The organism is Sphingobium sp. OAS761, assembly GCF_024168485.1.
Taxonomy (GTDB): domain Bacteria; phylum Pseudomonadota; class Alphaproteobacteria; order Sphingomonadales; family Sphingomonadaceae; genus Sphingobium.
This window is the reverse complement of the sequence record NZ_JALJVY010000002.1, coordinates 1-26,128: the sequence shown is the minus strand read 5'-3', so window position 1 is coordinate 26,128 and position 26,128 is coordinate 1. Positions and strand designations below refer to the sequence as shown.

Annotated in this window: 28 protein-coding genes and 1 pseudogene; 16 read left to right on the top strand and 13 right to left on the bottom strand. The window is 64.8% G+C overall.

All coding sequences use genetic code 11. The annotated features are described in order from the left end of the window. The first annotated feature begins 42 nt into the window (after positions 1-42). Positions 43-351, top strand: a complete 309-nt coding sequence (locus J3E64_RS02795) for a PilZ domain-containing protein (RefSeq protein WP_253339476.1) — start codon at positions 43-45, stop codon at positions 349-351. On the opposite strand, the gene J3E64_RS02790 is transcribed toward J3E64_RS02795, so the two are convergent. The 3 genes from J3E64_RS02790 to J3E64_RS02780 are packed head-to-tail and all read right to left on the bottom strand — an operon-like array spanning position 348 to position 2,448. Next, entirely contained in the window at positions 348-503 is a 156-nt protein-coding gene (locus tag J3E64_RS02790; RefSeq protein ID WP_253339474.1) for a hypothetical protein, read from the bottom strand. The two genes, J3E64_RS02795 and J3E64_RS02790, sit on opposite strands and share 4 nt — an antisense overlap. An 18-nt stretch (positions 504-521) precedes the next feature. Further along, the gene (locus J3E64_RS02785; protein ID WP_253339472.1) at positions 522-1,232 is read right to left on the bottom strand and encodes a hypothetical protein; all 711 of its coding nucleotides are present in this window, start codon (positions 1,230-1,232) and stop codon (positions 522-524) included. 4 nt (positions 1,233-1,236) lie between these two features. Further along, positions 1,237-2,448, bottom strand: coding sequence for a toxic anion resistance protein (locus J3E64_RS02780; protein WP_253339470.1), 1,212 nt, complete (start codon positions 2,446-2,448; stop codon positions 1,237-1,239). Positions 2,449-2,604: 156 nt separating this feature from the next. Here J3E64_RS02780 and J3E64_RS02775 point away from each other — a divergent pair, with 156 nt between their 5' ends. From J3E64_RS02775 to J3E64_RS02765, 3 genes are read left to right on the top strand one after another with little or no spacing between them, the layout of a single operon-like run. Beyond that, positions 2,605-2,925: a DUF485 domain-containing protein gene (locus J3E64_RS02775; RefSeq protein ID WP_253339468.1), complete on the top strand. Its 321-nt coding sequence runs from the start codon at positions 2,605-2,607 to the stop codon at positions 2,923-2,925. After that, positions 2,922-4,613: a cation acetate symporter gene (locus J3E64_RS02770; RefSeq protein WP_253339466.1), complete on the top strand. Its 1,692-nt coding sequence runs from the start codon at positions 2,922-2,924 to the stop codon at positions 4,611-4,613. The genes J3E64_RS02775 and J3E64_RS02770 overlap by 4 nt, the downstream gene beginning before the upstream one ends. Before the next feature lie 44 nt (positions 4,614-4,657). Then, positions 4,658-5,356 carry a DUF899 family protein gene (locus tag J3E64_RS02765; RefSeq protein WP_253339464.1) on the top strand — a complete coding sequence of 233 codons (699 nt, stop codon included), beginning with the start codon at positions 4,658-4,660 and terminating at the stop codon, positions 5,354-5,356. 31 nt (positions 5,357-5,387) lie between these two features. Here J3E64_RS02765 and J3E64_RS02760 read toward each other — a convergent pair whose 3' ends face one another. Next, positions 5,388-6,944: a S10 family peptidase gene (locus tag J3E64_RS02760; RefSeq protein ID WP_253339462.1), complete on the bottom strand. Its 1,557-nt coding sequence runs from the start codon at positions 6,942-6,944 to the stop codon at positions 5,388-5,390. 211 nt (positions 6,945-7,155) lie between these two features. Between J3E64_RS02760 and typA the strand changes: the two genes are divergently transcribed. From typA to J3E64_RS02720, 8 genes are all read left to right on the top strand, one after another. Further along, a complete protein-coding gene (gene typA, locus J3E64_RS02755) occupies positions 7,156-8,991 on the top strand; it encodes a translational GTPase TypA (RefSeq protein ID WP_253339460.1) in 1,836 nt (611 codons plus the stop codon). Positions 8,992-9,184: 193 nt separating this feature from the next. Further along, entirely contained in the window at positions 9,185-9,469 is a 285-nt protein-coding gene (locus J3E64_RS02750) for a hypothetical protein (RefSeq protein ID WP_253339458.1), read from the top strand. A 4-nt stretch (positions 9,470-9,473) separates the two neighbouring features. After that, complete coding sequence (locus J3E64_RS02745; protein ID WP_253339456.1) at positions 9,474-9,965, top strand: helix-turn-helix transcriptional regulator; 492 nt, start codon at positions 9,474-9,476, stop codon at positions 9,963-9,965. 64 nt (positions 9,966-10,029) lie between these two features. Continuing rightward, positions 10,030-10,383, top strand: coding sequence for a hypothetical protein (locus tag J3E64_RS02740; protein ID WP_253339454.1), 354 nt, complete (start codon positions 10,030-10,032; stop codon positions 10,381-10,383). A 68-nt stretch (positions 10,384-10,451) separates the two neighbouring features. Then, the gene (locus J3E64_RS02735; RefSeq protein WP_253339452.1) at positions 10,452-10,871 is read left to right on the top strand and encodes a hypothetical protein; all 420 of its coding nucleotides are present in this window, start codon (positions 10,452-10,454) and stop codon (positions 10,869-10,871) included. Beyond that, complete coding sequence (locus tag J3E64_RS02730; protein WP_253339450.1) at positions 10,849-11,319, top strand: ArsR family transcriptional regulator; 471 nt, start codon at positions 10,849-10,851, stop codon at positions 11,317-11,319. The genes J3E64_RS02735 and J3E64_RS02730 overlap by 23 nt, the downstream gene beginning before the upstream one ends. Positions 11,320-11,404: 85 nt before the next feature. Next, the gene (locus J3E64_RS02725) at positions 11,405-12,730 is read left to right on the top strand and encodes a NupC/NupG family nucleoside CNT transporter (protein WP_253339448.1); all 1,326 of its coding nucleotides are present in this window, start codon (positions 11,405-11,407) and stop codon (positions 12,728-12,730) included. A gap of 64 nt (positions 12,731-12,794) precedes the next feature. Beyond that, entirely contained in the window at positions 12,795-13,841 is a 1,047-nt protein-coding gene (locus J3E64_RS02720) for a DUF1176 domain-containing protein (protein WP_253339447.1), read from the top strand. Positions 13,842-13,871: 30 nt separating this feature from the next. Here the strand turns inward: J3E64_RS02720 and egtD are convergent, their stop codons facing one another. The 6 genes from egtD to gluQRS form a co-directional block, all read right to left on the bottom strand. Beyond that, positions 13,872-14,831 carry an L-histidine N(alpha)-methyltransferase gene (gene egtD / locus J3E64_RS02715; protein WP_253339445.1) on the bottom strand — a complete coding sequence of 320 codons (960 nt, stop codon included), beginning with the start codon at positions 14,829-14,831 and terminating at the stop codon, positions 13,872-13,874. A gap of 4 nt (positions 14,832-14,835) precedes the next feature. After that, complete coding sequence (gene egtB / locus J3E64_RS02710; protein WP_253339443.1) at positions 14,836-16,104, bottom strand: ergothioneine biosynthesis protein EgtB; 1,269 nt, start codon at positions 16,102-16,104, stop codon at positions 14,836-14,838. A 72-nt stretch (positions 16,105-16,176) separates the two neighbouring features. Beyond that, the gene (locus J3E64_RS02705) at positions 16,177-17,037 is read right to left on the bottom strand and encodes a GGDEF domain-containing protein (protein ID WP_253339441.1); all 861 of its coding nucleotides are present in this window, start codon (positions 17,035-17,037) and stop codon (positions 16,177-16,179) included. A 126-nt stretch (positions 17,038-17,163) separates the two neighbouring features. Then, complete coding sequence (locus J3E64_RS02700; RefSeq protein ID WP_253339439.1) at positions 17,164-17,733, bottom strand: cob(I)yrinic acid a,c-diamide adenosyltransferase; 570 nt, start codon at positions 17,731-17,733, stop codon at positions 17,164-17,166. 6 nt (positions 17,734-17,739) lie between these two features. Then, entirely contained in the window at positions 17,740-17,976 is a 237-nt protein-coding gene (locus tag J3E64_RS02695) for a twin transmembrane helix small protein (RefSeq protein ID WP_253339437.1), read from the bottom strand. Positions 17,977-17,985: 9 nt separating this feature from the next. Continuing rightward, on the bottom strand, positions 17,986-18,891 hold the full coding sequence (gluQRS, locus tag J3E64_RS02690) for a tRNA glutamyl-Q(34) synthetase GluQRS (protein WP_253339435.1): 906 nt from the start codon (positions 18,889-18,891) through the stop codon (positions 17,986-17,988). A gap of 94 nt (positions 18,892-18,985) precedes the next feature. On the opposite strand from gluQRS, the gene J3E64_RS02685 reads away from it, so the two are divergent. After that, positions 18,986-19,552: an HNH endonuclease gene (locus J3E64_RS02685; protein ID WP_253339433.1), complete on the top strand. Its 567-nt coding sequence runs from the start codon at positions 18,986-18,988 to the stop codon at positions 19,550-19,552. 9 nt (positions 19,553-19,561) lie between these two features. On the opposite strand, the gene J3E64_RS02680 is transcribed toward J3E64_RS02685, so the two are convergent. Next, entirely contained in the window at positions 19,562-20,296 is a 735-nt protein-coding gene (locus tag J3E64_RS02680) for a Crp/Fnr family transcriptional regulator (protein ID WP_253339431.1), read from the bottom strand. Positions 20,297-20,486: 190 nt separating this feature from the next. On the opposite strand from J3E64_RS02680, the gene murA reads away from it, so the two are divergent. After that, the gene (gene murA, locus J3E64_RS02675) at positions 20,487-21,770 is read left to right on the top strand and encodes a UDP-N-acetylglucosamine 1-carboxyvinyltransferase (protein WP_253339429.1); all 1,284 of its coding nucleotides are present in this window, start codon (positions 20,487-20,489) and stop codon (positions 21,768-21,770) included. Next, complete coding sequence (locus J3E64_RS02670) at positions 21,763-23,289, top strand: PAS domain-containing protein (RefSeq protein ID WP_253339427.1); 1,527 nt, start codon at positions 21,763-21,765, stop codon at positions 23,287-23,289. Before murA ends, J3E64_RS02670 begins: the two co-directional genes overlap by 8 nt. Here the strand turns inward: J3E64_RS02670 and J3E64_RS02665 are convergent. Further along, positions 23,237-23,671: a response regulator gene (locus J3E64_RS02665; protein ID WP_253339425.1), complete on the bottom strand. Its 435-nt coding sequence runs from the start codon at positions 23,669-23,671 to the stop codon at positions 23,237-23,239. The two genes, J3E64_RS02670 and J3E64_RS02665, sit on opposite strands and share 53 nt — an antisense overlap. An 83-nt stretch (positions 23,672-23,754) precedes the next feature. Continuing rightward, positions 23,755-23,979: a DUF2188 domain-containing protein gene (locus J3E64_RS02660; protein ID WP_253339423.1), complete on the bottom strand. Its 225-nt coding sequence runs from the start codon at positions 23,977-23,979 to the stop codon at positions 23,755-23,757. A gap of 218 nt (positions 23,980-24,197) precedes the next feature. Between J3E64_RS02660 and J3E64_RS20620 the strand changes: the two are divergent. Further along, positions 24,198-26,128, top strand: a pseudogene (locus J3E64_RS20620) (hypothetical protein); the annotation flags it as partial.

Sequence of the window (26,128 nt, the reverse complement as noted above, 5' to 3'; positions counted from 1 at the left end):
TCTTAAAAGCTGGGTTATGAAGGGCAAGTCGGGGAGGCAGCGATGCAGGATCGATATTTCCCTACCGTGTCGTTCGAACAGACGCGGAGGGCGACGCGACACAAGTTGTTCGAGCCCGTTACGCTGCGCATGCACGGTTTTTCAGTGCGTGCGCATCTTCTCGACCTGTCGGAAACCGGCGCGCTAGGCCATAGCGACCAGCCGCCCTACGATGGCGATCATGTCATCATCGAAGGCGGAATATTGTGCGCAACCGGCCATATCGTGTGGGTCCGGGGGAAAAAATTCGGCGTTCGGTTCGACACCCCGCTCGCGCCGCAGAAGGTGCTCGGCATTCTGGACGATCTCTAGGGTCTGCGACACCAGCGCCGCAGCAGGGCAAGGCCGGCGAGGCCACCCAAGACCAGTGCCGCAATCGCGCCGCCCGCCATGACCAGCGCCCAGGCGCCCGCCGCAAGCAGTCCGGTCAGGAAATCCACGATGATGAGCGTGAGATGGATCATGCGAAAGGGAAGCCGGGGTCAGGCGCCGAGTTCCTTCGCCTCCTGATATTTCAGTTCCAGAAACCGGTTCTGGGTCGCCAGCTTGTCCAGATCGCCGCTGGCCAGCGTCTCGGTCATGCGGGCGATTTCATTGTCGATCACCGACAATCCTTCGATCAGCTGTTTTTCGGGCACGCGGCCGTTGCGGTCTTCGCGGCGTAGCGGTTCCGGGATCGACCGATAGCCGGTCAACAGTTCGGGCAGATGGTCCGAGAGCAGCCGGCGAATTTCCAGCGCGGCCGGATCCTGCTCGCCGATCCGTTCCAGTTGCGGTGCCAGCGTTTCGAGCCTGACGCCGATGCTGTCGACCAGCGTGACCGCCGGAGCCGGCAAGGCCTTTCGCTGGCTTTCCAGCCAGATCTCTGTCTTGAGCGGGAGCGCGGGCAGGGCCGTGTGCGCCAGCGCTTCGGTACCCACCGCGCTTTCCGTCGGCAGCAGGCCGATCAGCAGCACCGCGGCGATCATGACGCCCAGCGCGATCATCACGCCGGTCACGCCCAGCGGCACGACGAATCCCGCCACGGCGCTGCCCAGCAGGACGGCGACCACCGCCCAGAAGGCATATTTCAGCTTTCGCATCAGGCCGGCGTTGCGTCGCCGGCGCGCCCGTGCCGAAAGGCTGCGGCCGCGATCGCTGTGACGGCGCAATACCGCCTCCGCATCCGACAGCACGCGTTCCGACCGGCTCATGCCGTCACTCCTCGATCGCGCTCAACAGCGGATTGTCGATGCGCGCTTCCTGCGCCGCCTGCGCCTGGCCCTGCGCCCGCGCGATATAGCCCCTGGATTTTTCCACCTCGTTCGACAGCGTGTTCACTGTCGTCTTCATATTCTCCAGCGCCTTGAGCTTGAACGTGTCGATATTGTCCATCGTGTCGTAGATATTCTGGAAGGCGCGCTGGAGCGTTTCGATGGGGATGGTGCTGGACGCCGCCTGTTCGTGGATCTGCGCGGTCTGGGTCTTGAGCAACTCCCCGGTGCGGTCGATCATGTTGGCGGTGGTGGTGTTGAGCGCGGTGATCTGTTCGAGCACCAGCTTCTGCCCGACCAGCGCCTGCGCCACGGTCACCGCCGTGCGCAGCGCAGCGACAGTGGTGGTGCTGGCACGGTCCACGCCCTTGACCAGTTCGACATTGTTCTTCTTGACCAGATCCAGCGCCAGATAGCCCTGCACCGTCACCGCCATCTGCGTCAGCAGGTCCTGCGTGCGTTGCCGGATGTAGAAGAGCGCGCTTTCCCGGATCGCCTTGGCCTTGGCCGGATCGGTCGAATCCAGTTCCAGCGCCCGGGATTCCAGTCGCGCGTCCATCGTCTTGCTGATGTGGATCATCTGTTCCAGGCGACCCATGGTGGCCCACATATTCTGCCGCTCGACGTCGATCGCGGCATTGTCCTTGATCAGCGTGTCCTTGCCGCTGGCCAGGCTGCCCAGGATCGAATTGATATGCCCCTGCGCGCTTTTATAGCCGTCGAAATAGTCGCGCATCTTGTTGCCGAAGGGGATGATGCCGAACAGTTTTTTGGGCGCCAGCAGGCTGCCGCGCTTGCCGGGGTCCAGATCCTCGACCGTGCGGCGCAGTTCGGCCAGGTCCGCCCCGACCTTCGTGTCGCTGTCCATCGCGCGGACCGGCCGGTCCAGGAAGCGGTTGGAATGGCCCGCGGCCTCGGCGATTTCCTTGCGGCCCATGTTGGTAAGCTGGTCGACGCGCTTGCCGAATTCGGGCGAATTGGCGTCCTGTGCGATCAGATCGTCGATAAAGGCATCGACCTTCTCGTCCAGCTTCGACTTCTTGTCCTCGTCGATCGGCACCAGCCCCGCCGCCTTGTCGGGCGCGACCGCCGGCACCGGATCGGGCGGCGTCAGGTTGAGCGGATCGGCGGTAGCGGTCGGCGCGGTCGAAGCCATGTCATCTCCCAATAGCCCAAATCGGCACTTCGACTGTCATATGTGCATAAAACAGTCAGGCCGCAAGTCTGCGCGTTTGCTATAAAGCCTCCGCCCATGCCATTGCAATCGCTCGACGGCCGGTTAGCATGGCCGGACACAGGGGGAGGAGGCGGGATGACGCGGCAAGAGGAAGATGCACGGATCGCGGCGGTGGCGGCCGATCCGCGCTACGTCGCGCTGGTGGCGCGGCGCGCGCGGCTGGGCTGGTGGCTGTCGGCTGCCATCTTCTGCGCCTTTGTCGGCTATCTGCTGCTGATCGCCTTCGACAAGGCGTTGCTGGGCGCGCCGATCGGGGCGGGCGTGACGTCGATCGGCATCCCCATCGGCCTTGGCCTCATCCTGCTCGCGATCGCGTTGACCGGCCTCTATGTCGCCTATGCCAACCGCCATCATGATGCGCAAATGGCGCAAATTCTGAAGGATAATGGTGCATGAGGGCGTGGCTCGTCGCGCTCGCGCTGATCCCGTCCCCCGCCTTCGCCGCCGCGCTGGAGGGGGAGGCGGAGCGCCAGCCGATCAACTGGGTGGCAATCGCCATGTTCGTCGCCTTTGTCGGGCTGACGCTATGGATCACCAAGGCGGCGTCGGCGCGAACGCGCACCGCGTCTGATTTCTACACGGCGGGCGGCGGCATCACTGGTTTCCAGAACGGTCTGGCCATGGCGGGCGACTATATGTCCGCGGCCTCCTTCCTCGGCATTTCAGCGCAGATTTTCAACGACGGCTATGACGGCCTCATCTACTCTACCGGCTTTCTGGTCGGCTGGCCGATCCTGCTGTTCCTGATGGCGGAGCGGCTGCGCAACCTCGGCCGCTTCACCTTCGCCGATGTCGCCTCCTACCGCTTCGCCCAGCCGCCGGTGCGCAGCTTCGCGGCGGTCAGCACGCTGCTGGTGGTCAGCTTCTACCTCATCGCACAGATGGTGGGGGCGGGGCAGCTCATCAAATTGCTGTTCGGCCTGCCTTATGCGCTGGCGGTGGTGATCGTCGGCGCGCTGATGATGCTCTATGTCCTGTTCGGGGGGATGCGCGCCACGACCTGGGTGCAGATCATCAAGGCGGTGCTGCTGCTGGGCGGGGCCAGCTTCATGGCGCTGATGGTGCTGGCGCAGATGGGCTTCTCACTGGAGACGTTGTTCGCGCGCGCGGTCGAGGTGAAGACGCAGGCGGCATTGGCCCACGGCGCGAATGCGGGCGAAGCGGCGGAGCGCGGCCGCTCCATCATGGCGCCGGGCAATTTCATCAAGGATCCGGTGTCGGCCATCTCCTTCGGTCTGGCGCTGATGCTGGGGACGGCGGGCCTGCCGCACATATTGATGCGCTTCTTCACCGTCCCGGACGCGAAGGAGGCGCGCAAGTCGGTGCTGTGGGCGACCGGCTGGATCGGCTATTTCTACATCCTGACCTTCATCATCGGTTTCGGCGCGATCGTGCTGGTCGGGACGGATGCCGGTTATCTGGACGCGCAGGGCGCGCTGCGCGAAGGCGGCAACATGGCGGCGATCCACCTCGCCCACGCCATCGGCGGCAATGCGTTTCTCGGCTTCATCTCGGCGGTGGCCTTCGCAACCATCCTCGCGGTCGTCGCTGGACTGACGCTTTCCGCCGCCTCGGCGGTCAGCCATGACCTCTATGCTACCATATTCAAACATGGGCAGGCCAGTTCGGTTGACGAACTGCGCGTGTCGCGGCTGACGACGTTGGCGCTGGGTGCGCTGGCGGTGCTGCTCGGGCTGGTGTTCGAAAAGCAGAATGTCGCCTTCATGGTCAGTCTGGCCTTTGCGCTGGCCGCGTCCGGCAATTTCCCGGTGCTGATCCTCTCGCTGCTGTGGAGCGGCTGCACAACGCGCGGCGCGGCCTGGGGCGGGACGATCGGACTGCTGACCGCCTTCGTCCTGACCTTGCTGTCGCCGGCGGTCTGGACCACGACCTTTGGCCTGGGCGTCGCGCCCTTTCCCTATAGTTCGGCAGCGATCTTCTCGGTCCCGGCGGGCTTCATCGCCATCTGGCTGATCTCGCGCCTCGATGCCTCGCCCCGCGCGGCGGTCGACAAGGCGGGCTATCCCGCCCAGCGGGTCCGCGCCGAAACCGGCATCGGCGCGTTCGCCGCGAGCGACCATTGAACCATCCTGGCTTTCCTCGCGTTCGACGCGCGAGGAGAGCCAGGATGGACCAGCAACTGAAACCCGCAGAGACATTGGCGGCAGGCCGCAAACCAGTCTTCCCCGGCGAAAGCGATGCCTATCGCGACGCGCGCACCGCTTTGCTGGCGGAGGAAATAGAATTTCGCCGCCACATGACGCGCCTCGTCGAGCAGCGTCAGGCGCTGCCGCCGGGTCCGCTGATCGAAAAGGATTATCGCTTCAGGGACGAACAGGGCTTCGAAGTCGGCCTGTCCGATCTGTTCGGCGACAAGGATACCCTGGTCGCCTATTTCTGGATGTACGGCCCCGAGCGCGAGCGACCCTGCCCGATGTGCACCAACTGGATCGGATCGGTCGACGGCAACGCGGCCGACATCAAGCAGCGCGTCGCCTACAAGATATTGGGCCGCAGCCCGGTGGAACGGCAATTCGCCTTCGCGCAGGAGCGGGGCTGGCGCAACACCGACTTCGTCCAGGCGATCGGCGACGATTATGCCAATGATCTGGGGCTGTTGACGCCGGACGGCGAAAATCCCGCGCTAGTCGTGTTTCGCAGGGACGGGGCGGGCATCCGTCTGTTCTGGATGAGCGAGATGCGGGGGGAAATGGCCGATCCGGGGCAGGATCCCCGTGACGCGCCGGACATTGCCTCGCTCTGGTCGATCCTGGACCTGACGCCGGAGGGGCGCCCGGCGGACTGGTATCCCAGGCTGCGCTATTGAAAAGGGGCGGTGTTGCCGCCCCTTTCCGCTTTCACCGCGCCCCTTCCGCGTAATAGCGTTCCATGTCGAGCCGCATCTGGTGCAGTGCCTCCGGGTTCAGATACACCATGTGTCCGGCCGGATAGTAGCGGAACTGAAGGTTCTGGCGCAGTGCCGGTTCCAGCATCATGTGCTTCAGATCCCGTTCGGTCGAGAAGAAGGGCGTCGCCATGTCGTAATAGCCGTTCAGCGACAGCACGCGCAGATGCGGATTGGTGCGCATCGCGGCGCTGAGGTCGGCGGTCACGTCAGCGACATTCTGCCGGCCGCCCTCCGGCGGTTCGTGACCCCAGTCCCATTTGAAGTCGCCGCCTTCCCGCGCGCTCAGGCGATAGCTGAGATTGGTTTCGTAGCCGATCTGGCGCGTCACCTGATCCAGAAAGCTGCCGACATAAAGGCCGGTGATGCCGGTGCTGGACGGATCATATTCCGGTTCCTCGCCCGCCGTGTCGGCGTCTATGCCGGTATAGCGGCTGTCGAACCGGCCGATGGTCTCATGCTCGTCGCGCAGCAATTCCTTGCGGAAGCGCGACAGGTTCACGCGCAGGTTCGCGCGTTTCAGATAGTCGACCGACAGTCCGGTGAAACGGCTCATCTGCAGCGCGATCCGATCCGTTTCTTCCGCGCTGATGTCGGACCCCTTGAGCAGTGCGGTAGCATAGGGACCGTTGGCAAAGACCCGCGCTTCCTCGACAAATGCCTCCAGGCTGGCGGGGCGGCCGCCGGGCACCTTGTCATGATACCAGGCGGTGGCGGCATAGCTGGGCAGATAGCCGACATGGATGGTGTCGAAACCCGACTGGCGAATGCCGTAATTCATGATGGAGGACAGCAGTACGACGCCGTTGAGCGCCAGTCCGCGATCTTCGAGCTGATAGGCAAGCGCCCCCGACCGGGTCGTGCCATAGCTTTCGCCGAAGATATATTTGGGCGATGCCCAGCGGCCGAACTTGGTCGTGTAGCGGATGATCGCCTTGGCAAAGGCGTCCACATCCTGATCGACGCCGTAGAATTGCGATCCCTTGGCATCACCGATGGGCCGGGAATAGCCCGCACCGATGGCGTCCAGGAACACCATGTCGGTGCTGCCGATCAGGCTGTCATTATTGGGGCCGACGTCGAACGGGGCGGGCCGGACCGCTTCGGGATTGCCTGTGCGCACATGCATCGGCGCGAAGCTGCCCATGCGCAACCAAAGCGTCGAGGAACCGGGGCCGCCATTGTAGAAGAAGGTCACGGGCCGGTTCCTGCCCTGCGCGGTATAGGCGGTGTAGAACATGCTCGCGATGGGCTTTCCCTTTTCGTCGCGGATCGTGAGCGTGCCGGCGGTCTGGGTGTAGGGGATCGACTTGCCGTCGACCCGCGCGGTGCCTTTGTCGCTGCGCGTCACTTCCTCGACCGGCGCGGCGGCCCAGTTTGCCGCGACATCGTCGGCGACCTTTTCCGCATGTTGCTTCGCCGCATCGGGCGCGTCCTTCTGCGCAAGGGCGGGCATGGCGGCGGCAAGGACGATCAACGAGGCGCAGGCGAAGGGGGCAGTCAGCCGCATGGGTTTCTATCCTTTATCCGGGGGTGCGAACCTGTGGTGCCTCCATAAGGCAGTTATACGATCGTGCAAGAGTAGGGGTGAACACCACCGCTCCCCGTGTAAGCGGGACCACCGCCCTTGCCGCAACGCATCATTTCCTGTAGGGGCGCGCGCGATAGTCCTGGGCAGGCGCTGTGCCGGCCGGGGGGAACCCATATCCCAAAGGCAACACATGTCCCTGCGTAATATCGCGATCATCGCGCACGTCGACCATGGCAAGACCACCCTTGTCGATCAGCTTTTCCGTCAGTCCGGCACGTTCCGCGACAATCAGCGCATCGAGGAACGCGCGATGGACAGCAACGACCTGGAAAAGGAGCGCGGCATCACCATTCTGGCGAAGCCGACGTCGATCGAGTGGAGCGACCCGAACGGCGTCGCCACGCGCATCAATATCGTCGATACGCCCGGCCACGCCGACTTCGGCGGCGAGGTGGAGCGCATCCTGTCCATGGTCGACGGCGTCATCCTGCTGGTCGATTCATCCGAAGGCGCGATGCCGCAGACCAAGTTCGTGACCGGCAAGGCGCTGGCGCTGGGCCTGCGCCCGATCGTCGTCGTCAACAAGGTCGATCGCCCCGACCAGCGCATCCAGGAAGTGCTGGACGAGGTGTTCGACCTGTTCGTGACGCTCGACGCCACGGACGAGCAGCTCGATTTCCCGGTGCTCTACGCGTCGGGCCGCAACGGCTATGCCAGCGACGACCCGGATCGCCGCGAAGGCACGCTGGAGCCGCTGTTCCACAAGATCGTCGAGCATGTGCCGCCGCCGGCGCTGAACCAGGACGCGCCCTTCACCTTCCTGGTGACGCTGCTGGATCGCGATAATTTCATGGGCCGCGTGCTCACCGGCCGGGTCAATTCCGGCGTTGTGAAGGTGAACCAGCCGATCCACGCGCTGGATGCCGAGGGCAAGGTGATCGAGAGCGGCCGCGCGTCGAAGCTGATGTCCTTCCGCGGGCTGGAACGGGTGCCGGTGGAGGAAGCGCGCGCGGGCGACATCATCTCGCTGGCCGGGCTGGCCGTCGCGACCGTCGCCAACACCATCGCCGACCCGTCGGTCAGCACGCCGCTTCAGGCCCAGCCGATCGACCCGCCGACCCTGTCGATGCGCTTTGCCGTCAACGACAGCCCGATGGCGGGCCGTGAAGGCAGCAAGGTGACGAGCCGCATGATCCGGGATCGCCTGTTCCGCGAGGCGGAATCGAACGTCGCGATCAAGATCACCGAAAGCGCCGACAAGGACAGTTTCGAGGTGGCAGGTCGCGGCGAGCTTCAGCTTGGCGTGCTGATCGAAACGATGCGCCGCGAAGGCTTCGAACTCGGCATTTCGCGTCCGCGCGTGCTGTTCGGCACCGATGAGGACGGCAACCGTACCGAGCCCTATGAAACGGTCGTCATCGATGTCGACGATGAATTTTCCGGCACGGTCGTCGACAAGATGAACATGCGCAAGGCGGAAATGACCGACATGCGCCCGTCGGGCGGCGGCAAGACCCGCATCACCTTCTCCGCCCCGTCGCGCGGGCTGATCGGATACCATGGCGAATTCCTGTCGGACACGCGCGGCACGGGGATCATGAACCGCCTGTTCGAGAAATACGGCCCCTACAAGGGCAAGATCGAAGGCCGGAAGAACGGCGTCCTGATCTCCAACGGTTCGGGCGAGGCCAATGCCTATGCGCTCGGCCCGCTGGAAGAGCGCGGCATCCTGTTCGTGGGCGTGGGCGAGACGCTCTACGAGGGCATGATCATCGGCGAGAACGCCAAGCCCGAGGATCTGGAAGTCAATCCGATGAAGTCCAAGGCGCTGACCAACTTCCGTGCCAGCGGCAAGGATGACAGCGTCCGCCTCACCCCGCCCAAGAAGATGACGCTGGAACAGGCGATCGCCTATATCGACGATGACGAAATGGTCGAGGTGACGCCCAAGACCATCCGGCTGCGCAAGACCCATCTCGATCCGCACGACCGCAAGCGCGCCAAGCGCGTGAGCGAAGTGGCCTGACGGAAAGGGGCGGACGATCGAACGTCCGCCCCTTTCCATATTTACAAGGCCGGTCCAACGGCCACCGTCCCGGCATAGGCGCTGGAGCGTCGGTGTCGGCGAGGCGGTCGTCGTCTCCGTGCCCGATGCGCTGTCGCCGCCGGATCGGCCGGCCGGACGGTCGTTTCATCTGTTCCAGGGCGTGAAACAGGCCATGGTCCTGATCGTCGTGAAAAGCTTGCATGTCTGTCCAGCCGATTCGTGTTCGACGCTGGCCGGACGGCGGGACATGGAACAAACCTTGCCAGAGCGTGCGTTTCGTTCCCGATTGAAGGTCGACGCGGGCGGAAGGGAACCCGAATTCGGCATGACCCGTTTCGGGACCGTGCCAATTCGGCTCTGGGCACCAACGGAATCGCAACCTATGGTTGGCAGGCAGGGTCCGATCGCGCATCGCGATGTAATGACTGGCCCGCAACGTGTCGCGCAGGAGGAATGATGGAGTGGCGGATACCCTTCCACCATTAAGCGAGGGGGAAAAGCAGTGCCTGCGCCTGGTCGCGCAGGGCTTCAATTCCAAGGAAATCGCGCGTCAGCTCCATATTTCGGAGCATACGGTGGACCAGCGCGTGCGCACCAGCCTGCGTAAATTCGGCGTGCCGTCCCGCAAGGAAGCGGCGCGCCTGTTCGTCTTGTCCGGGGACCGCCAGCCCCAAAACGGCACATATCAGCCTTTGATATATCAGCCAAAGCCGCTTGCGCCGGACCCCGATCCCGCGTCATCCCTAGTGCAGCCAGACGAGAGAAACGAACAGTCGGAGCATAAATCGCTCCTGCGTCGCATTCTCGCCTTTGGCCCGCCACTAGGGGGATCGATCAATGAACTGAGTATCGATGGCCGCATATTGGCGATGATCCGCGCTGCGGTCCTGACCGGCGTGGGAGTCGTCACTCTGCTGCTGCTGATAGCCGGCGCGTTCCACGTTCTGGCCTGATCCTTCCGAACATCGCTGTTCTGACAACGTACGGGCGTATCGCGCCGTGCGAGGGAGATGACTTGTGCTTAACCTTGACCCGACCAAGACCCAGGCCGTCGCCGACCAGACGAAGCAGGCCTTTGCCGCGCTTGATACCGCGCTCGTGGATGCGGTCCATCTGACCAGCGCCTTCCTCACCGCCGCGCAGGGTTCCGGCCTGACCGCCAGCGAAAGCCAGCGCATCATCCAGCGCATCCATGAAAGCGCCGGCAAGATCATCGAGGGCCGCAGCGACATGGTCCGTGCGACAGCGCTGTTGACGCGCTGCCTGGAACATAGCCAGATGGAAGTCACCGCCGTGGGCTGCCCGATCGGCATGACGCTCAAAGAGCAGGAAAACGACCAAACGCCGCGCCATCTGACGCTGGTTGCCTGAACGGTACAGGGCGTATCACGGCGCGTGCCGCGATACGCCCTTGGCTGACCTCTTGTCCGGGGCGCAAGATGATAACGGTTACTTTCTGGCTGCTGACCCTGTTCACCTGCGCATTCGCCGTGGGGTTCGGGGGAAGGGACGGCAGGCTCTTTTCGGTCCTGCTGCTGGCCAGTGTGCTGCTGACCATTCCTGCTTGGATGGCGGGATCGTGGCATGCGACGCAATTTTGGCTGCTGATCGTCGACAGCCTGTTTTTCGTCGGCCTGTTCTGGTTGATGCTCAACAGCGCCAGCTATTGGCCGATCTGGGCCGCGGCCAGCCAGTTGATCACCGTCATCACGCATGTCGTTACGCTGTTGCTACAGAATTTTTCGGACCGGATTTACGAGGGGCTGAGCACCATCTGGGTCATTCCCCTGCTGCTCTTCACCATCATCGGCGTCGAACTCGATCGGAAATCGCTTCATGACCGCGTATACCCCGCCTGATCGCGAATTGCCGAATCAAGAGGCCGTCGACCTGGTGCTTGCGCTCCAGCGATGCCTGACCAGTTTCCATGCCCGGCATGACGAACCGGCCATTCTCGACGATCCCGACGACGAAAGGCTGGGGCTGCTGTCCCGCTATGTCGAAGCCCGGAAAATGCGGGCGACGATATTCGGGCAGAATCTGTTTTCCGATCCGTCCTGGGATATATTGCTGATGCTGTTCCAGACGGAACTGGAAGGGAGCGCGACCACGCTCGACCAGCTCAGCGAGAAGCTTCGCATTTCCATGAACATCGTGCTCAAGCATGTCGCGACGCTGGAACGGCGCGGCCTGGTGGTTGAGGATGAAGATTCGCCGGCAGGCGGGCGCCGGAGGATGCGGCCGTCGCCGCTGGCCACCGATGCCATGTCGTCCTGGCTTTCCATCGCGCTGGCCGCCCGGCCATAGGGCGCGCGGGCGCAAAGCGGCTGGCCATGGCTGTGCGCCGCCCATATAGTCGCGCGGTTTATCCGTCCTTCCGCGAAAGCGCTTCATGCATCTTGTCATCGGCCTAGCCGGCATCCTGCTCATCCTCCTCATTGCCGTTGCACTGTCGTCCGACCGGCGCGCCATCCGGCCGCGGGTCGTCGGCGCGGCTTTCCTGTTGCAGGCGGGCATCGCGCTGCTGGTCCTGTATGTCCCGGCCGGGCGGGCGATCATCGCCGGCATGTCCAGGGGCGTCTCGAACCTGCTCGGCTACGCGCAGGCGGGCACGGATTTCATCTTCGGTCCGCTCGCGCGGCCCGACATCGGCGGCGCCAGCTTCGCCATCGCGGCGCTGCCCGTGATCATCTTCTTCGCCAGCCTCGTGTCGATCCTCTATTATCTGGGGATCATGCAGTTCATCGTGCGCTGGGTCGGCGGCGCGATCGAAAAGGTGACAGGGGTGTCCAAGGTCGAAAGCCTGTGCGCGGCGGCCAACATCTTCGTCGGGCAGAGCGAAAGCCCGCTGGTCATCCGTCCCTATCTGGCCGCCCTGACGCCATCGCAACTGTTTGCCGTCATGAGCAGCGGCATGGCGGGCGTCGCCGGCACCATCCTGGCCGCCTATGCGTCGATGGGAATCAAGATCGACTATCTGCTCGCAGCCAGCTTCATGGCCGCGCCGGGCGGGCTGCTGATGGCCAAGATCATGATGCCCGATCCGCTGCGACCGGTGCAGACCGAACTGCCGCTGGGCGATCATCCCGACATGCCGCTGCCCGACACGCGCATCAGCGGGGCGGGGCCGGCGGCGCTGCTGCCCGAAGGGACGCCGGGCGAACCCATGCCGCCCGCCACGCATGACGAGGAACGGCCCGCCAACCTGATCATGGCGGCCGCGCAGGGCGCGCAGACCGGTGTCAAGCTGGCGGTTGCGGTCGGGGCGATGGTGCTGGCCTTCGTCGCGCTGGTGGCGCTGGCAAACGGCATTCTGGGCGGTATCGGCGCCTGGTTCGGCTATCCCGACCTCAGTTTCCAGATGCTGCTGGGCACCTTGTTTTCGCCGGTCATGTACCTGCTCAACATCCCCTGGGAGGAGGCGCAGGTCGCCGGCGGCCTGTTCGGGACGAAGGTCGTGCTCAACGAATTCGTCGCCTATATCAACCTTGGGCAGGTGCAGGGCACCCTGTCGCCCGCGACCATTGCCATCGTCACCTTCGCGCTGTGCGGTTTCGCCAATTTCAGTTCGATCGCGATCCAGATGGCGGTGACCGGCAATCTGGCGCCGAACCAGCGACCGATGATCGCGCGGCTGGGGATCAAGGCACTGGTCGCCGGCAGCCTGGCCAACCTGATGAGCGCGGCGCTGGCGGGCCTGATGCTCAGCCTCCGATGAAGGTCGTTAAGCCTTTGTAATGATAGCGCTGGTCCCAAGCGGCCAAATGCGTTATGGTTAATCCATGGGGGCAAGCATCATAGCGGCGGTCATGCTGATGACCGCGTCGTCGGGTGGCGTGGGCGCGCCGCGGCCGCCCGTGCCCGGGTCGCTGGAAACATACAAGGACTGGACCATCGGTTGCGACAATCGCAATCGGTGCGAAGCGATCGCGCTGCTGCCCGAAAATGGCGACTGGCCCGATAACCCGATGATGATCGGTGTCGTGCGCGATGCCGGTCCGGATGCCGCGACCGAGGTCTGGTTCGAGCGCGACGGCAAGGGCCAGGCCGAGGTCAGTTTCATCATCGACGGCCGCAGGATCGCGTCCGCCACCGCGCGGGGCGGCACGGCGACCGTGCGCGGGCCGCAGGCTTCCGCCCTCGCCATCGGCATGGCGCGCGGCACGGCGATGGAGGTACGGCTGGGCGGCAAGCCGGTCGGACGGCCCTCGCTCAGCGGATCGGCGGCGGCGCTACGCTACATGGATGCGCGGCAGGGACGGGCGGGGACCACCACGGCCCTGATCGCGAGCGGCCCGCTGGGCGTGCTGGCGGTGAAGGCGGCGCCAGCCGCGCCACGCATCCAGCGCGCGCCCGTTCCGGCCGGACCGGAGCCGGCCGCCCTGTGGCGCGACGAACGCACCCGGATCGGCAGCATGACCGGCTGCACCGAAGAGATGAACAGCGGCCCTCCGATGGAGCAGCACCGGCTGTCGAAGACGGAGACGCTGATCCTGGTGCCCTGCGGGGCGGGCGCCTATAATTTCAGCAGCGTGCCGGTGATCGCGTCCGGCGTGCCGGGACGGCGGGTGTTCCGCCTCGCATCCTTCGACTACAAGCCGGGCTGGACCGAAAATCCCGCGCAGCCGATGCTGGTCAACGCCGGCTGGGACGCCGGCAAGTCCCGTCTGGACAGTTTCGCCAAGGGGCGCGGGCTGGGCGATTGCGGCGGCAGCGAATCCTATGTCTGGGACGGCAGCCTGTTCCGTCTGGTCGAAGCGACGGCGATGGGCGAGTGCCGGGGTGCCTGGCACTGGATCACCACATGGTCGGCAAGCGTCGACAATTAGGCCGGTTCGTTGCAAGGCGCGGCCCGGTAATTAGGACGCGCGCGCCAGCATCAGCGAAAACAGCCCCTCCGCGTCGGTCCATTCCTCCACCGGATTCCACCCGCCCGCGCGCAACAGCAGCCGGGCGTCGCGCGGGCCGTATTTGTGGCTGCTTTCGGTGTGGATGGTCTCGCCCGCTGCCATGGTGAAGCAATGGCCGGCGACATGGAAATGCAGGGGGCGGATCGCTTCCAGATGCATTTCCACGCGGGCCTTGTCATCATTCCATATGGCACGATGGGCCAGGCCGTCGACCGGAAGATCGCCTTCCAGTTCGCGATTGATGCGCTTTGCCAGGTTCAGGTTGAAGGCGGCGGTCACACCTTGTGCGTCGTCATAGGCCGCGATCAGCCGGTCGCGATCCTTGATCCTGTCCATGCCGATCAGCAGCATGGCATCGTCGCCGAGCAGGTCGCGCATGGCGCGCAGCAGGTCGACGGCGGCGCTCGGTTCCATATTCCCGATGGTCGATCCGGGGAAGAAGCCCAGGCGGGGCAACCCGTCCACCTGCGCCGGCAACGTCAGCGGGCCGTTGAAATCGCCAACCAGCGGCAACACCGGCAGCGCGGGGAAGCTGCGCGCGAGCACGGAGCTGCTGGCGCGCAGGAAATCGCCGCTGATGTCGATCGGCACATAGGCGGCAGGGTCGATCGCGCGCAGCAGGTGGGGCGTCTTGCGTGCGCTGCCCGCACCGAATTCAACCACCGCGCGGCCGCGCCCGATCGCACGGGCGAAATCCGCTCCATGCCGTTGCAGCAGCGCGGTTTCCGTGCGGGTGGGATAATATTCGGGCAGGTTGGTTATGTCCTCGAACAATTCCGATCCGCGCCGGTCGTAGAACCAGATGGGCGGCGTCGCCTTGCGGGCGGCGGACAGGCCCTGGACGATGTCGCGAAGAAAGGCGGGATCGGCAGGCCGGGTTGCGGTCGGGGCATCTTGTGTCAGCAGCATCGTGTCACAGATCCTTTGCTAGTCGCAGCCCGGTGAACTGCCAGCGTTGGTGGGGATAAAAGAAGTTGCGGTAGCTTGCCCGGACATGGCCGCGCGGGGTTGCGCAACTGCCGCCCTTCAGCACGAACTGGCCCGACATGAACTTGCCGTTATATTCGCCGACCGCGCCCTTGGCGGCCCGGAAGCCGGGGTGGGGACGATAGGCGCTGCCGGTCCATTCCCACACGTCGCCGAACATCCGGGTCAGGCCGGTGGTGCCGGTCGCGGGACGGGGCCGGGGGCACATGGCGCCGTCCAGCAGGGTGCCGCTGCCCGGTGCGATGTTGAGCGCGGCGCTTTCCCATTCGGCTTCGGTCGGCAGGCGCGCACCGGCCCATGTCGCGAAGGCGTCCGCTTCGAACAGGCTGATATGGGTGACCGGTTCCGCCGGATTGACCGGATGCCGGCCGTCCAGAGCGAACCGGCTCCAGCCCTGATCGCTGCGTCGCCAGTAGAGCGGAGCGGTCACGTCATTGGCCTGCACCCATGCCCAGCCGTCCGACAGCCAGAGCGATGCCGTGGCGTAGCCGCCATCTTCCATGAACGCGACCCATTCGCCGTTGGTGATGGGACGGTGGCCCAGAGCATGGGGGTGCAGCAGGGCGCGGTGGCGCGGCCCTTCGCAGTCGAAGGCGAAGCCGTGCCTGCCGTCATCGCCGATTTCCACCAGTCCTTCGCGCCCCTCCACCCAGTGCAGCGGGCCGGGCAGATCCAGCGCGCTGGCGCTCGGCGCATCGAACAGGGCCGGCTCCAGCGGGTTCTGAGCGAAAAGATGCTGGATGTCGGTCAACAGCAATTCCTGATGCTGCTGCTCATGATGCAGGCCGAGCGCAAGCAGGGGCCGCGCGGGCGCGCGCAGCATGGGCAGGGCGCGCAGCAGTGCATCGTCGACATGCGCCCGATAGGCGCAGACCTCTTCCAGCGAAGGCCGGGTCAGCAGGCCGCGCATCGGCCGGGCATGGCGCGGTCCTTCCGCCTCGTAATAGCTGTTGAACAGATAGGCATAGCCGGGATCGAAGGCGCGGTAGCCGGGCACATGGTCGCGCAATATGAAGGTTTCGAAAAACCAGGTCACATGCGCCAGGTGCCATTTGGCGGGCGACGCGTCGGCCATCGACTGGACGGTGGCATCGGCGTCCGACAGGGGGGCGGCAAGGGCAAGCGTCAGCGCGCGGACGTCGCGATATTGTGTGGACAGACTGTCGTGTCCGGCTTCACTCCGGCTTTTCGCCATGCCCGCCCTTTCGAAAATGCGCCGCTCCGCGGAGGAAAGCGCACGAAGGGCGGGTACGGTTCCCGGCCAAAATCAGGAACAGGCGACGGCAGCTTCCAGCGTTGCGCGACATACCCGGTCACGCCCTGCTTCCTTGGCCTGGTAGAGCGCGCCGTCCGCGGCCGCCAACGCGTCCTCCAACTGTCCGTCGGACCAGTGACTGAGCCCGGCGGAAAAGCTGATCGGCCGGCCGTCGAGATGGCCGATCGGGTCGATCCGCATCTGCCGCGCGATACGTGCCAGCGACCAGCTCGCCTCGTCCTCGATCACATTCTGGAAGAAGATGACGAATTCCTCGCCGCCCCAGCGGGCGACCAGGTCCGCCCGGCGAACCTGCGCGGCCAGGCGACCGGCGAAAGCCTGCAACACCCTGTCGCCTTCGTCATGGCCCAGTTGGTCGTTGACCTGCTTGAAATGATCGAGGTCGATCAGCGCCACTGTGCCCCGCCGCAACTCCGCAGGCAGGGCGTCGATCTGCGCGTGGAAGCCGCGGCGATTGCCGATTCCTGTCAGCGGGTCTTCGTGCGCGGCGACGTGCAGGTCGTCCAGATGCGCCCGGGTGGCCGATGCGGCCCGATGGACGCCGGCATAGAGCGTGTGGATCACATCCCCGACATCGGGCAGCCCGGTTCCGGTTTCCTCACGCTGGTCCAGCGTTTCGGCAAGGGCATGGATCGGATTGAGCAAGGCGCCGATGCCGATCAGCGCAAGGCCCGTGCCGACGACCGTCGCCAGCGTAAGCGCCAGAAATTCCGGCAGCGCGATGCGGGCGGTTGCCAGTCCCCAGCCGATATAGCCGAGCAAGGGCAGGTGGGTGGCGAGGAAGCAGAGCGTGAAAAGGCGCAGGCGCAGCGACCGAGGGAAAATGAACGAGGTGGCGAGGTAGAAATGCATGAGAGCCCCTTTGCGAAGTCGGGGCGGAAATTCGGGCTCGTCTCTAAATCCGATATGAAGAAACAGGGTTAATTCCGCGTCGCGAGACAGACCGTGCCTGGCCTGAGTCGGACGGATGGCGGAAGGTCAGCGCGACGCGCCGGGAACCCATTTGACGTCGGCCGCGCCATTGTCGTTCAACCGGCGCGCCAGCACGAACAGCAGATCGGAAAGGCGGTTGAGATAGGCGAGGGCCGGGGCATTGAGCGTCACGTCGGCCGCGGCCGCCGTCGCGCTGCGTTCGGCCCTGCGCGTGACCGCGCGGGCCAGATGCACGGCGGCGGCGGCAGGCGAGCCGCCGGGCAGGATAAAGCTGTCCAGCGGCGCGAGATCGGCGTTGAGCGCATCGATCTGGTCTTCCAGACGGCGTACCTGACCGGCGGTGATGCGCAATGCCCAGGGTTCGTCGGCACCGTCCGGAACGGGGGTGGCAAGGTCGGCGCCAAGGTCGAACAGGTCGTTCTGGATCACGGTCAGCCAGCCCGTCTCCGGCCGCTCGCCCATCGCCACGATGGCCAGGCCGATGGCGCTGTTGGCCTCATCCACATCACCGACCGCCTGCATGCGCGGGGCATGTTTGGGCAGGCGCGAGCCATCGACGAGTCCGGTGGTGCCGTCGTCGCCGGTCCGCGTATAGATCTTGTTGAGCTTGACCATCCGGCCCTAGCCATTGCCCTTCATCAGCAGCAGCAGGGCGACGATGATGACCGCCGCAGCCTGGAACAGGATACGGTTCATCATCATCTTGTTCTGCTTCAGCCGGGCGGGGCTGGGACCGCTGCCCTCCGGCGCGTTCAGGTCTTCCTTGGTGGTCTGGAGGAAGGCGACGATGCCCCGGATCAGCGCGAACAGGGTCGCGGCCATGGCGAGGACGAGGGCGATGACGAGAAAAACGGTCATATGCCGGTCCTAGGCCCTTCCGGCGGTGATTCCAACCGGAAAGCGTCCCTGCCGAAGGTCGGCGGCCAGTGCGGCCGGGTCCGCGCCCTGGGCCCGCAGGTCCGCCAGCGCGATCGACCCGTTGCGCTTGGCGAGGCGGCGGCCGGTCGCGTCGACCAGCAGGGGATGGTGGACATAGACGGGGGCGGGAAGGTCCAGCAACGCCTGGATCAGCCGGTGGATGCCCGTCGCATCGCGCAGGTCGTCGCCGCGAAGGACGTGGGTGATGCCCATCGCGGCATCGTCGAGCGTGCAGGACAGATGATAGCTGGCCGGCGCGTCCTTGCGCGCCAGCACCACGTCGCCGTGGCGCAGCGCATCGGCAGCGACCGCCCGTGTCGGCGCGCTATCGTCCGGCGGGAAGGGGCGTTCGGTCCAGTCGAGCCTTCCCGCAAGCGCGGCCGCCCGCGCCACGTCGAGGCGCCAGGCATGGGCATCGCCCCGCGCCATCCGGGCGGCCCGGTCGACCGGCGGCAGGACACGGCAGGTGCCGGGATAGACCGGGCCTTCCGGTCCGTGCGGTGCGCTTGCGCTCGCGGCGATGTCTGCGCGGGTGCAGAAACAGGGATAGAGCAGCCCCATCGCGCGCAGCCGGTCCAGCGCGGCATCATAGAGCGCCAGCCGATGCGACTGGAAGACGATGGCGCCGTCCCAGTCAATTCCCAACCAGCGCAGATCCTCCGTGATCGCCGCCACATGGTCCGGTCGGCTGCGGGTGCCGTCGATGTCCTCGATCCGCAGGCGGAACGTGCCGCCTGTCCGGCGGGCCATGTCCATCGCCATCAGCGCGGACCACCCATGGCCGACATGCAGGCGGCCGGTAGGGCTGGGCGCGAAGCGGGTCACCATATAATGGGGTGCGGCGGATCGAGTCATACAGGGTCTTGACGAGGGATAAAGGTTAATGCTGTCATGCGCTTGTCACGTTGCTGGTGGATCAGCGGCGTCGGCAAGGGGGTAGAGATATTCCATGTACCATCCCGATATCATACGGCATCCGGAAAATTGTCCGGCGCTGGTTCTGAATGCCGACTATACGCCCCTGAGCTATTATCCCCTGAGCCTGTGGCCCTGGCAAACCGCCATCAAGGCCGTCTTTCTGGAGCGGGTGGATATCGTCGCCAGTTACGAGCGGGAGGTCCACAGTCCCAGCGTCGAAATGAAGATCCCGTCGGTCATCGCGCTCAAACAATATGTGAAGCCGTCGGAACATCCTGCCTTCACCCGGTTCAACCTGTTTCTGCGCGACCGTTTCGCCTGCCAATATTGTGGGTCCACCAGCGACCTGACGTTCGACCATGTCATTCCCCGCCGGGCGGGCGGACGGACGACGTGGGAGAATGTCGCGACCGCCTGTTCTCCGTGCAACCTCAAGAAAGGCGGGCGGACGCCGAAGGAAGCGCACATGCAACTGCACGTTCAGCCGATCCGGCCGACGAGCTGGCAGTTGCAGGAACATGGTCGCGCCTTTCCGCCGGGCTATCTGCATGAAAGCTGGCACGACTGGCTGTACTGGGACGTCGAACTGCTGGCGTGACGGGACCCGTCAGCCGACCGGCAACCACTCAAGGTCAATGTCCTTGTGCCGGTTGGTATAGTGGCCGATGTCCTCCAGCCGGCGCAGGTCGAGCAGGGTGATGCGCCCGTTCGACCGACTGATCAGCCCTTCCTGCTCCATCTGCCGGATCATGCGGTTCACATGGACCGATGTCAGCCCGATGGAATCGCCGATCTCCTCCTGCGTCAGCCTCAGGTCGAAACTGTCGGTGATATTCTCGTCCGTGACCCGCAGGCGATCGAACATGTCGAGCAGGAACGCGGCCACCCGGGCTTTGGCCGAGGTGCGGCCCAGCGAGGCCAGCCGGTCGGTCATCGACACCCGTTCCGCGTTGGACATCAGGAACAGCAGGGCCGCGACGCGCGGATATTCCTCAAGCAGGCGGCGCAAGGCGTGTTTGTCGAACGGGCACACCACCGCGTCCGACAGCGCCACCAGCGATTCCGGCGAACGATTGTAGATGGTGCTGGCCGATCCGATGAAGTCGCCGGGGAAGTAAACCCGCAATATCTGGCGGCTGCCGTCGGGCAGGATGACGAAGCTCATGACGCGGCCTTCGCGCAGCACGAACAATTCGGTCACCGTATCATTGACACGCTGGATCATCGCCCCGCGCTTGATCTTGCGGGGGTTCTCCTCAAGCCTGGCCAGAGCGGTCTTTTCCGCGTCGGATAACGGCACATGCCGGCTCAACCTTTCCGCGAAACAGCTTGTCGCCACCAATAAAACCTTCTTGTCTATGGTTGTCGTTACGATGGCAAAACGCCCCAAGCGCCTTTTGGCTGCATTTTCAGGAATCGCACTAAACTCGATCAATCTCCGCAGAGGGCGGATAATATTGTTTTCGACCTGCCCGAACGGACCGAATTGAGCGCCTTGCGTCGCCCGCCGGAAGCGCTATGAACCCTGAGCAATGGACCGCATTCATATCCGCGGCGGCAAAGTGCTGAACGGCCGCCTAACTATTTCCGGCGCGAAAAATGCGGCGTTGACGCTGCTTCCGTGCGCGCTGCTCACGGACGAGCCGGTGACGCTGCGCAACCTGCCGCGACTGGCCGATGTCGACAGTTTCGGGCATCTGCTCAACCAGCTGGGCGTGTCCACCATGATCGAAGGCGCGCGGCCCGAGGATTTCGGTCGCGTCATGACCTTGCGGGCCGGGCGCGTCACCTCGACCGAGGCACCCTATGACATCGTTCGCAAGATGCGCGCCTCCATCCTCGTACTGGGTCCGTTGCTCGCGCGGGCGGGGGAAGCGCGCGTATCGCTGCCCGGCGGCTGTGCGATCGGCAACCGTCCGATCGACCTGCATCTCAAGGCGCTGGAAGCGCTCGGGGCGAAGATCGAACTTACGGCGGGCTATGTCCGTGCCAGCGCGCCCGACGGCGGCCTGCCGGGCGGCGTCTATACTTTCCCTGTAGTGTCGGTCGGCGCGACCGAGAATGCGGTGATGGCAGCCGTGCTCGCCAAAGGCACCTGCACGCTGGAAAATGCCGCACGCGAACCGGAAATCGTCGACCTTTGCAACCTGCTGGTCGCCATGGGCGCGGACATCGAAGGCATTGGCAGCGACAAGCTGGTAATTCACGGGCGCGACCGACTGCACGGCGCGACCTACAGCGTCATGCCCGATCGGATCGAGGCCGGCAGCTATGCCTGTGCGGCAGCGATCACCGGCGGATCTCTGGACCTGGTCGGTGCCAGCGCAGACGACATGCATGCGATACTGGCTGCGCTGCGGGACTGCGGGGTACAGGTCGACGCGTACAGGGGCGGTATCCGGGTCGTGTCGGACGGCCGGCTGAAGCCGCTGACACTGTCGACCGCGCCCTTTCCCGCCTTCCCCACCGACATGCAGGCGCAGTTCATGGCGATGCTGACGCTGGCCGACGGGGCGTCGGTGCTAACCGAAACCATCTTCGAGAATCGCTACATGCATGTGCCCGAACTGGCGCGCATGGGTGCCGATATTGCCGTCAACGGCAGGACTGCGGTCGTTCGCGGGGTGAGCCGGCTCGTCGGTGCTCCGGTGATGGCGACCGACCTGCGCGCTTCCATGAGCCTGATCCTGGCCGGGCTGGCGGCGGAAGGCGAAACGCAGGTCAATCGCGTTTACCATCTCGATCGCGGCTATGAGCGGCTTGAGGAAAAACTGTCTGCGGTCGGCGCCGACATCGAACGGGTCAGCGATGGCTGACGGCCGCGGACTGGAAACGGACCGGACCGCGCTGCTGGCGCTGTATGATCTTGATTCCGGCGGGTTTCGCACTCTGGACGAGATTTGCGCCTTCGCGGCCGCCCTTTGCGAGGCGCCGATCGCACTGGTGAGCATCGTCGAGGATGTGCGTCAGCGGTTTCTGGCGCGCACCGGCCTGGATGCCGAAGAAACGCCGCGCGACGTGTCCTTTTGCGCGCAGGCGATGCTGGGTGACGAGATTTTCCTGGTGCCGGACGCCAGCCGCGACCCGCGTTTCTCCGACAACCGGCTGGTCACGGACGCGCCCTTCATCCGTTTTTACGCGGGCGCGCCGTTGTCGAGCGCGGAAAGCGGCCCGCTGGGCGCGCTCTGCGTCATCGACACGAAGCCCCGCGACGCGCTGACGCCGGTCCAGCGGCAGGGGCTGACCCTGATGGCGCGGCAGGTGATGATCGAACTGGAGGCGCGCCGGCGCAATCGCGACGTGCTCGCCCGGCAGCGGATGGAAGCCGCGGCCGTGGCCGACAGCGAGCGATTGTTCCGCACCCTGGCGGACACCATGCCGCAGATGGTCTGGTCGACGCTGGCCGATGGCTATCACGACTATTATAATGCCCGGTGGTACGAATTCACCGGCGTGCCCGTGGGATCCACCGATGGCGAAGCGTGGAACGGCATGTTCCACCCGGATGACCAGCCGCTGGCGTGGGAACGCTGGCGGCACAGTCTGGCGACCGGCGAGCCCTATGAAATCGAATATCGCCTGCGGCATCGTAGCGGCGACTATCGCTGGACGCTCGGCCGGGCGTTGCCGATCCGGGATTCCCACGGCGTCATCGTCCGGTGGATCGGCACATGCACCGACATTCACGAACAGCGGCTGATGATGGAAGAGCGCGAAATGATCGCGCATGAACTGTCGCATCGCATAAAGAACATCTTTTCCGTGATCGGCGGACTAGTTGCCCTGTCCGCCCGCCAAAGACCGGAAATGCGTGATGGGGCGGACGATCTGCGGGATCGCATCCTGGCATTGGGGCGTGCCCACGACTTCGTGCGGCCGCACAGCGCGGAATCCGCGCCGCGCGCGGGTGGCGGCATTGGCATGTTGCGGGGATTGCTGGAACAGATTTTCGCGCCATATGGCGGACCGGAGCATCGTCGGATCAACCTGGTGGGAGCCGACGTGCAGATCGATGACCGGTCGGCGACGCCGCTGGCGCTTATCTTTCACGAACTGGCAACCAACGCCGCCAAATATGGCGCCCTGTCGACTCCGAACGGCGTGGTCACGCTGGATGTCAGCAGCGATGGACCGGATGTGCGGATCGACTGGCGGGAAGAGGGCGGGCCCGCCGTGCCATCGGACCGGACGGAAGGGTTCGGCAGCCGGCTGATGGCGCTGAGCGTGGAACGGCAATTGGGCGGCCGGATGATCAGGGAGTGGCAGACGAGCGGACTTTGCGTCAGCCTCTGGATTCCATCCCGCTCCATGAGTCGCGTGGAGAAAAAGGCGTAAAACCGCTTATGTTCGCGGCTTGGACTTCGGGTTCGTCGGCGGCGGCAAGATGCAGCGCGGCAGCGATGCTGTGGGCACGGAATGGTTTGGTGATGAAACCCAGCGCCGCCACCGATGCCTCGCCGATCTGGGCGGGGTTGGCCGTCACGTAAATCACGCGGATACCATGGTTGCCCGCCAGTTCCATGCCGATCATGGGGCCTGTCGGTCCGTCCCGCAGGTTGAGATCGACCAGCGCTATGTCGCAATCTTCCGCGCAGGCAAGGGCGGCTTCGCGGTCCGCGGCAATGGCGCCCACCGCGAAACCGGCATCTTCAACAATCTGTTCGATTTCCAACGCGACGAAAATTTCGTCCTCGACGATCAGAATCTTCTTGCTCATTCCCTCGACCCGCCAATTCGGACTGTAGGAATGTTTATCGTGCGATTTTGTTCCCGGGCTGTCCGGGAAAGTCGTCGACTTTTTTAGCCTGCTTCGTCGACGCTGCTCCACAGCGTGTCGAACTGCGTTCCCCGCATCAGCAGGACAGACGCGGGATGGCCGGCCCTGCTTGCCTCGCGCGCGGTGTCCGTGGCGCTGTCCACCGCAGCGGCCTGCGTGTCGAAGGGGCCGTAATATTTATTGTTCAGGTTGATTTTCCAGGCCCCGTCATGGTGCAGGACGATATAGCGGGCGTGCGGTAGCGGCATGGGGCATCCTTGCATGATGAGGGACCGCCATAGGCGACAGATGGTGCGATGACCATTGGGCAGCCCTTGATTTGGCGCCCGATATTTTTCCCGGCCATCGCGGATCCATACCTAGAACGCGGCATGGATTCTGCCCCGGCGCTGACTATGGCTAGCGCTGGTCGCAGGCTGGCCGGTTTGCGCAGCGGCATGATGTGCCGCGCGCGGGGAGGATCGTGATGGCGAATATCATAGGAGACGGAACCGCTAACATCCTGAACGGGACGGACGATCCCGATCAGATCTATGGCGGTGGCGGCGATGATAGCATCTCAGGCGGCCTGGGCGACGACAGCCTGTACGGCGAGGACGGCAATGACACCATCCACGGCGACGATGGCAATGACTGGATCAGCGGGGGTTTCGGCAACGACATCCTCTACGGCGGCGTCGGCGACGATACGATCTATGGCGACGATGGCGCCGACACCATCAGTGGTGAGGACGGCAACGACCTGATCGACGGCGGGGCCGGCAACGACATATTGAACGGCGGCAACGGCGATGACGAAATCGTCACCGGAACCGGCAACGATACCGTCACAGGCGGCGCGGGCGCGGATTACATTACCGTGGGCGCATCGCTCAACACTGCCGACCGGATCGACGGCAGCGCCGCCGACGGGGCGATCGACATCCTGTCCATATATGGCAACTACGCCAGCTATGTTGTGTTCGATGCCGATACCGTGCGCAATGTCGAGCGCTTCGCCATCGGCAACGGCCAGGTGAAGCTGACGCTGAACGCCGCGACGAACGTGACCTGGATCGATGCCGGCAGCCAGCTCCAGACCGATCTCCTCTACCTGAACGGCGCGGCCGCCACCAACGCCATGATCGTCAGCGGGGGCGCGGGCAACGACATCATCACCGGCGGCAGCGGCGCGGACTCGATTTCGGGCGGTGCGGGACAGGACATTCTGAACGGTGGCGCGGGCAATGATATCATCATCGGCGGGCTGGACGGCGACACGCTGACCGGCGGCGCGGGCAACGACATCTTTGCCTTTACCTATAATACCCCGCGATCCGACAGTTCGCCCTCCACGATCGACGTCATCATGGATTTCGAGGGTGCGGGCGTGGCCGGCGGCGACAAGATCGACCTGCCATCCTACGCCTATGGTCGCGGCATCGTGTTCAACGCCGCGCCGATCGACTTTACCTTCGTCATCACCGGCGATGCGTCGGGCGTGCAATTGCCCGCCGAACTGGTGGGCGACGGCTTCGCCGATGTGGTCTGGAAGCATGACGCGACCAACAACCGGGTCGAACTGTGGGTCGACGTCGATGACAACGGCCAGTTTTCGGAACTGGATATCTATACCTACATCAACGGCATTTCGTCGCTGACGCAGGATGATTTCACCGACACTTTCCCGGTTTGGCGCGGTACGGTGGGCAATGATACGCTGGCGGCGACCGCGGGCAATATCGTCGCCTATGGCCTGGGCGGCAGCGACACGATGCGCGGCGGCAACGGCAACGACACGCTGTACGGCGGCGAAGGCGACGATGTTGTGCGCGGCGGCAACGACAATGACACGCTGTACGGCGATGCGGGCAACGACAGCATGTATGGCGATGCCGGCAATGACAGCATGTGGGGCGGCGCGGGGAACGACATGATGGTCGGCGGCGCGGGCAGCGACTATATGCTGGGCGAGGATGGCGACGACATCATGACCGCCGGGACGGCGGGCAGCTGGATGGACGGCGGGTCGGGAGCGGACCAGCTGACCGGCAGTTCGGCCATCGACAATCTCTATGGCAGCAGCGGCGCGGACATCATCAACGCGGGCGCGGGCGACGACCATGTCGACGGCGGCGACGACAATGACGTGTTGAGCGGCGATGCCGGTAACGACACGGTCAATGGCGGCTATGGCGACGACACGATCAATGGCGGCGACGGCAATGATGTGCTGAACGGCGGCTATGGCATCAACACGCTGAACGGCGGCGCGGGCGACGATGTCGTCGGCCTGGGCCAGGGGGTCAACAGCCGTGACACGGCGACCGGCGGGACGGGTGCGGACATATTCCGGATCGGCGACGGCGGCTATGGCTATGGCAGCTTCGGCGGGGCGCACGTCATCACCGATTTCAG

Bases quoted from the DNA above. Each gene is read 5' to 3' on its own strand.
- J3E64_RS02795 (WP_253339476.1), top strand. From the start codon at position 43: ATGCAGGATCGATATTTCCCTACCGTGTCGTTCGAACAGACGCGGAGG.
- J3E64_RS02790 (WP_253339474.1), bottom strand. From the start codon at position 503: ATGATCCATCTCACGCTCATCATCGTGGATTTCCTGACCGGACTGCTT.
- J3E64_RS02785 (WP_253339472.1), bottom strand. From the start codon at position 1,232: ATGAGCCGGTCGGAACGCGTGCTGTCGGATGCGGAGGCGGTATTGCGC.
- J3E64_RS02780 (WP_253339470.1), bottom strand. From the start codon at position 2,448: ATGGCTTCGACCGCGCCGACCGCTACCGCCGATCCGCTCAACCTGACG.
- J3E64_RS02775 (WP_253339468.1), top strand. From the start codon at position 2,605: ATGACGCGGCAAGAGGAAGATGCACGGATCGCGGCGGTGGCGGCCGAT.
- J3E64_RS02770 (WP_253339466.1), top strand. From the start codon at position 2,922: ATGAGGGCGTGGCTCGTCGCGCTCGCGCTGATCCCGTCCCCCGCCTTC.
- J3E64_RS02765 (WP_253339464.1), top strand. From the start codon at position 4,658: ATGGACCAGCAACTGAAACCCGCAGAGACATTGGCGGCAGGCCGCAAA.
- J3E64_RS02760 (WP_253339462.1), bottom strand. From the start codon at position 6,944: ATGCGGCTGACTGCCCCCTTCGCCTGCGCCTCGTTGATCGTCCTTGCC.
- typA (WP_253339460.1), top strand. From the start codon at position 7,156: ATGTCCCTGCGTAATATCGCGATCATCGCGCACGTCGACCATGGCAAG.
- J3E64_RS02750 (WP_253339458.1), top strand. From the start codon at position 9,185: ATGGTCCTGATCGTCGTGAAAAGCTTGCATGTCTGTCCAGCCGATTCG.
- J3E64_RS02735 (WP_253339452.1), top strand. From the start codon at position 10,452: ATGATAACGGTTACTTTCTGGCTGCTGACCCTGTTCACCTGCGCATTC.
- J3E64_RS02730 (WP_253339450.1), top strand. From the start codon at position 10,849: ATGACCGCGTATACCCCGCCTGATCGCGAATTGCCGAATCAAGAGGCC.
- J3E64_RS02725 (WP_253339448.1), top strand. From the start codon at position 11,405: ATGCATCTTGTCATCGGCCTAGCCGGCATCCTGCTCATCCTCCTCATT.
- J3E64_RS02720 (WP_253339447.1), top strand. From the start codon at position 12,795: ATGGGGGCAAGCATCATAGCGGCGGTCATGCTGATGACCGCGTCGTCG.
- egtD (WP_253339445.1), bottom strand. From the start codon at position 14,831: ATGCTGCTGACACAAGATGCCCCGACCGCAACCCGGCCTGCCGATCCC.
- egtB (WP_253339443.1), bottom strand. From the start codon at position 16,104: ATGGCGAAAAGCCGGAGTGAAGCCGGACACGACAGTCTGTCCACACAA.
- J3E64_RS02705 (WP_253339441.1), bottom strand. From the start codon at position 17,037: ATGCATTTCTACCTCGCCACCTCGTTCATTTTCCCTCGGTCGCTGCGC.
- J3E64_RS02700 (WP_253339439.1), bottom strand. From the start codon at position 17,733: ATGGTCAAGCTCAACAAGATCTATACGCGGACCGGCGACGACGGCACC.
- J3E64_RS02695 (WP_253339437.1), bottom strand. From the start codon at position 17,976: ATGACCGTTTTTCTCGTCATCGCCCTCGTCCTCGCCATGGCCGCGACC.
- gluQRS (WP_253339435.1), bottom strand. From the start codon at position 18,891: ATGACTCGATCCGCCGCACCCCATTATATGGTGACCCGCTTCGCGCCC.
- J3E64_RS02685 (WP_253339433.1), top strand. From the start codon at position 18,986: ATGTACCATCCCGATATCATACGGCATCCGGAAAATTGTCCGGCGCTG.
- murA (WP_253339429.1), top strand. From the start codon at position 20,487: ATGGACCGCATTCATATCCGCGGCGGCAAAGTGCTGAACGGCCGCCTA.
- J3E64_RS02670 (WP_253339427.1), top strand. From the start codon at position 21,763: ATGGCTGACGGCCGCGGACTGGAAACGGACCGGACCGCGCTGCTGGCG.
- J3E64_RS02665 (WP_253339425.1), bottom strand. From the start codon at position 23,671: ATGAGCAAGAAGATTCTGATCGTCGAGGACGAAATTTTCGTCGCGTTG.
- J3E64_RS02660 (WP_253339423.1), bottom strand. From the start codon at position 23,979: ATGCCGCTACCGCACGCCCGCTATATCGTCCTGCACCATGACGGGGCC.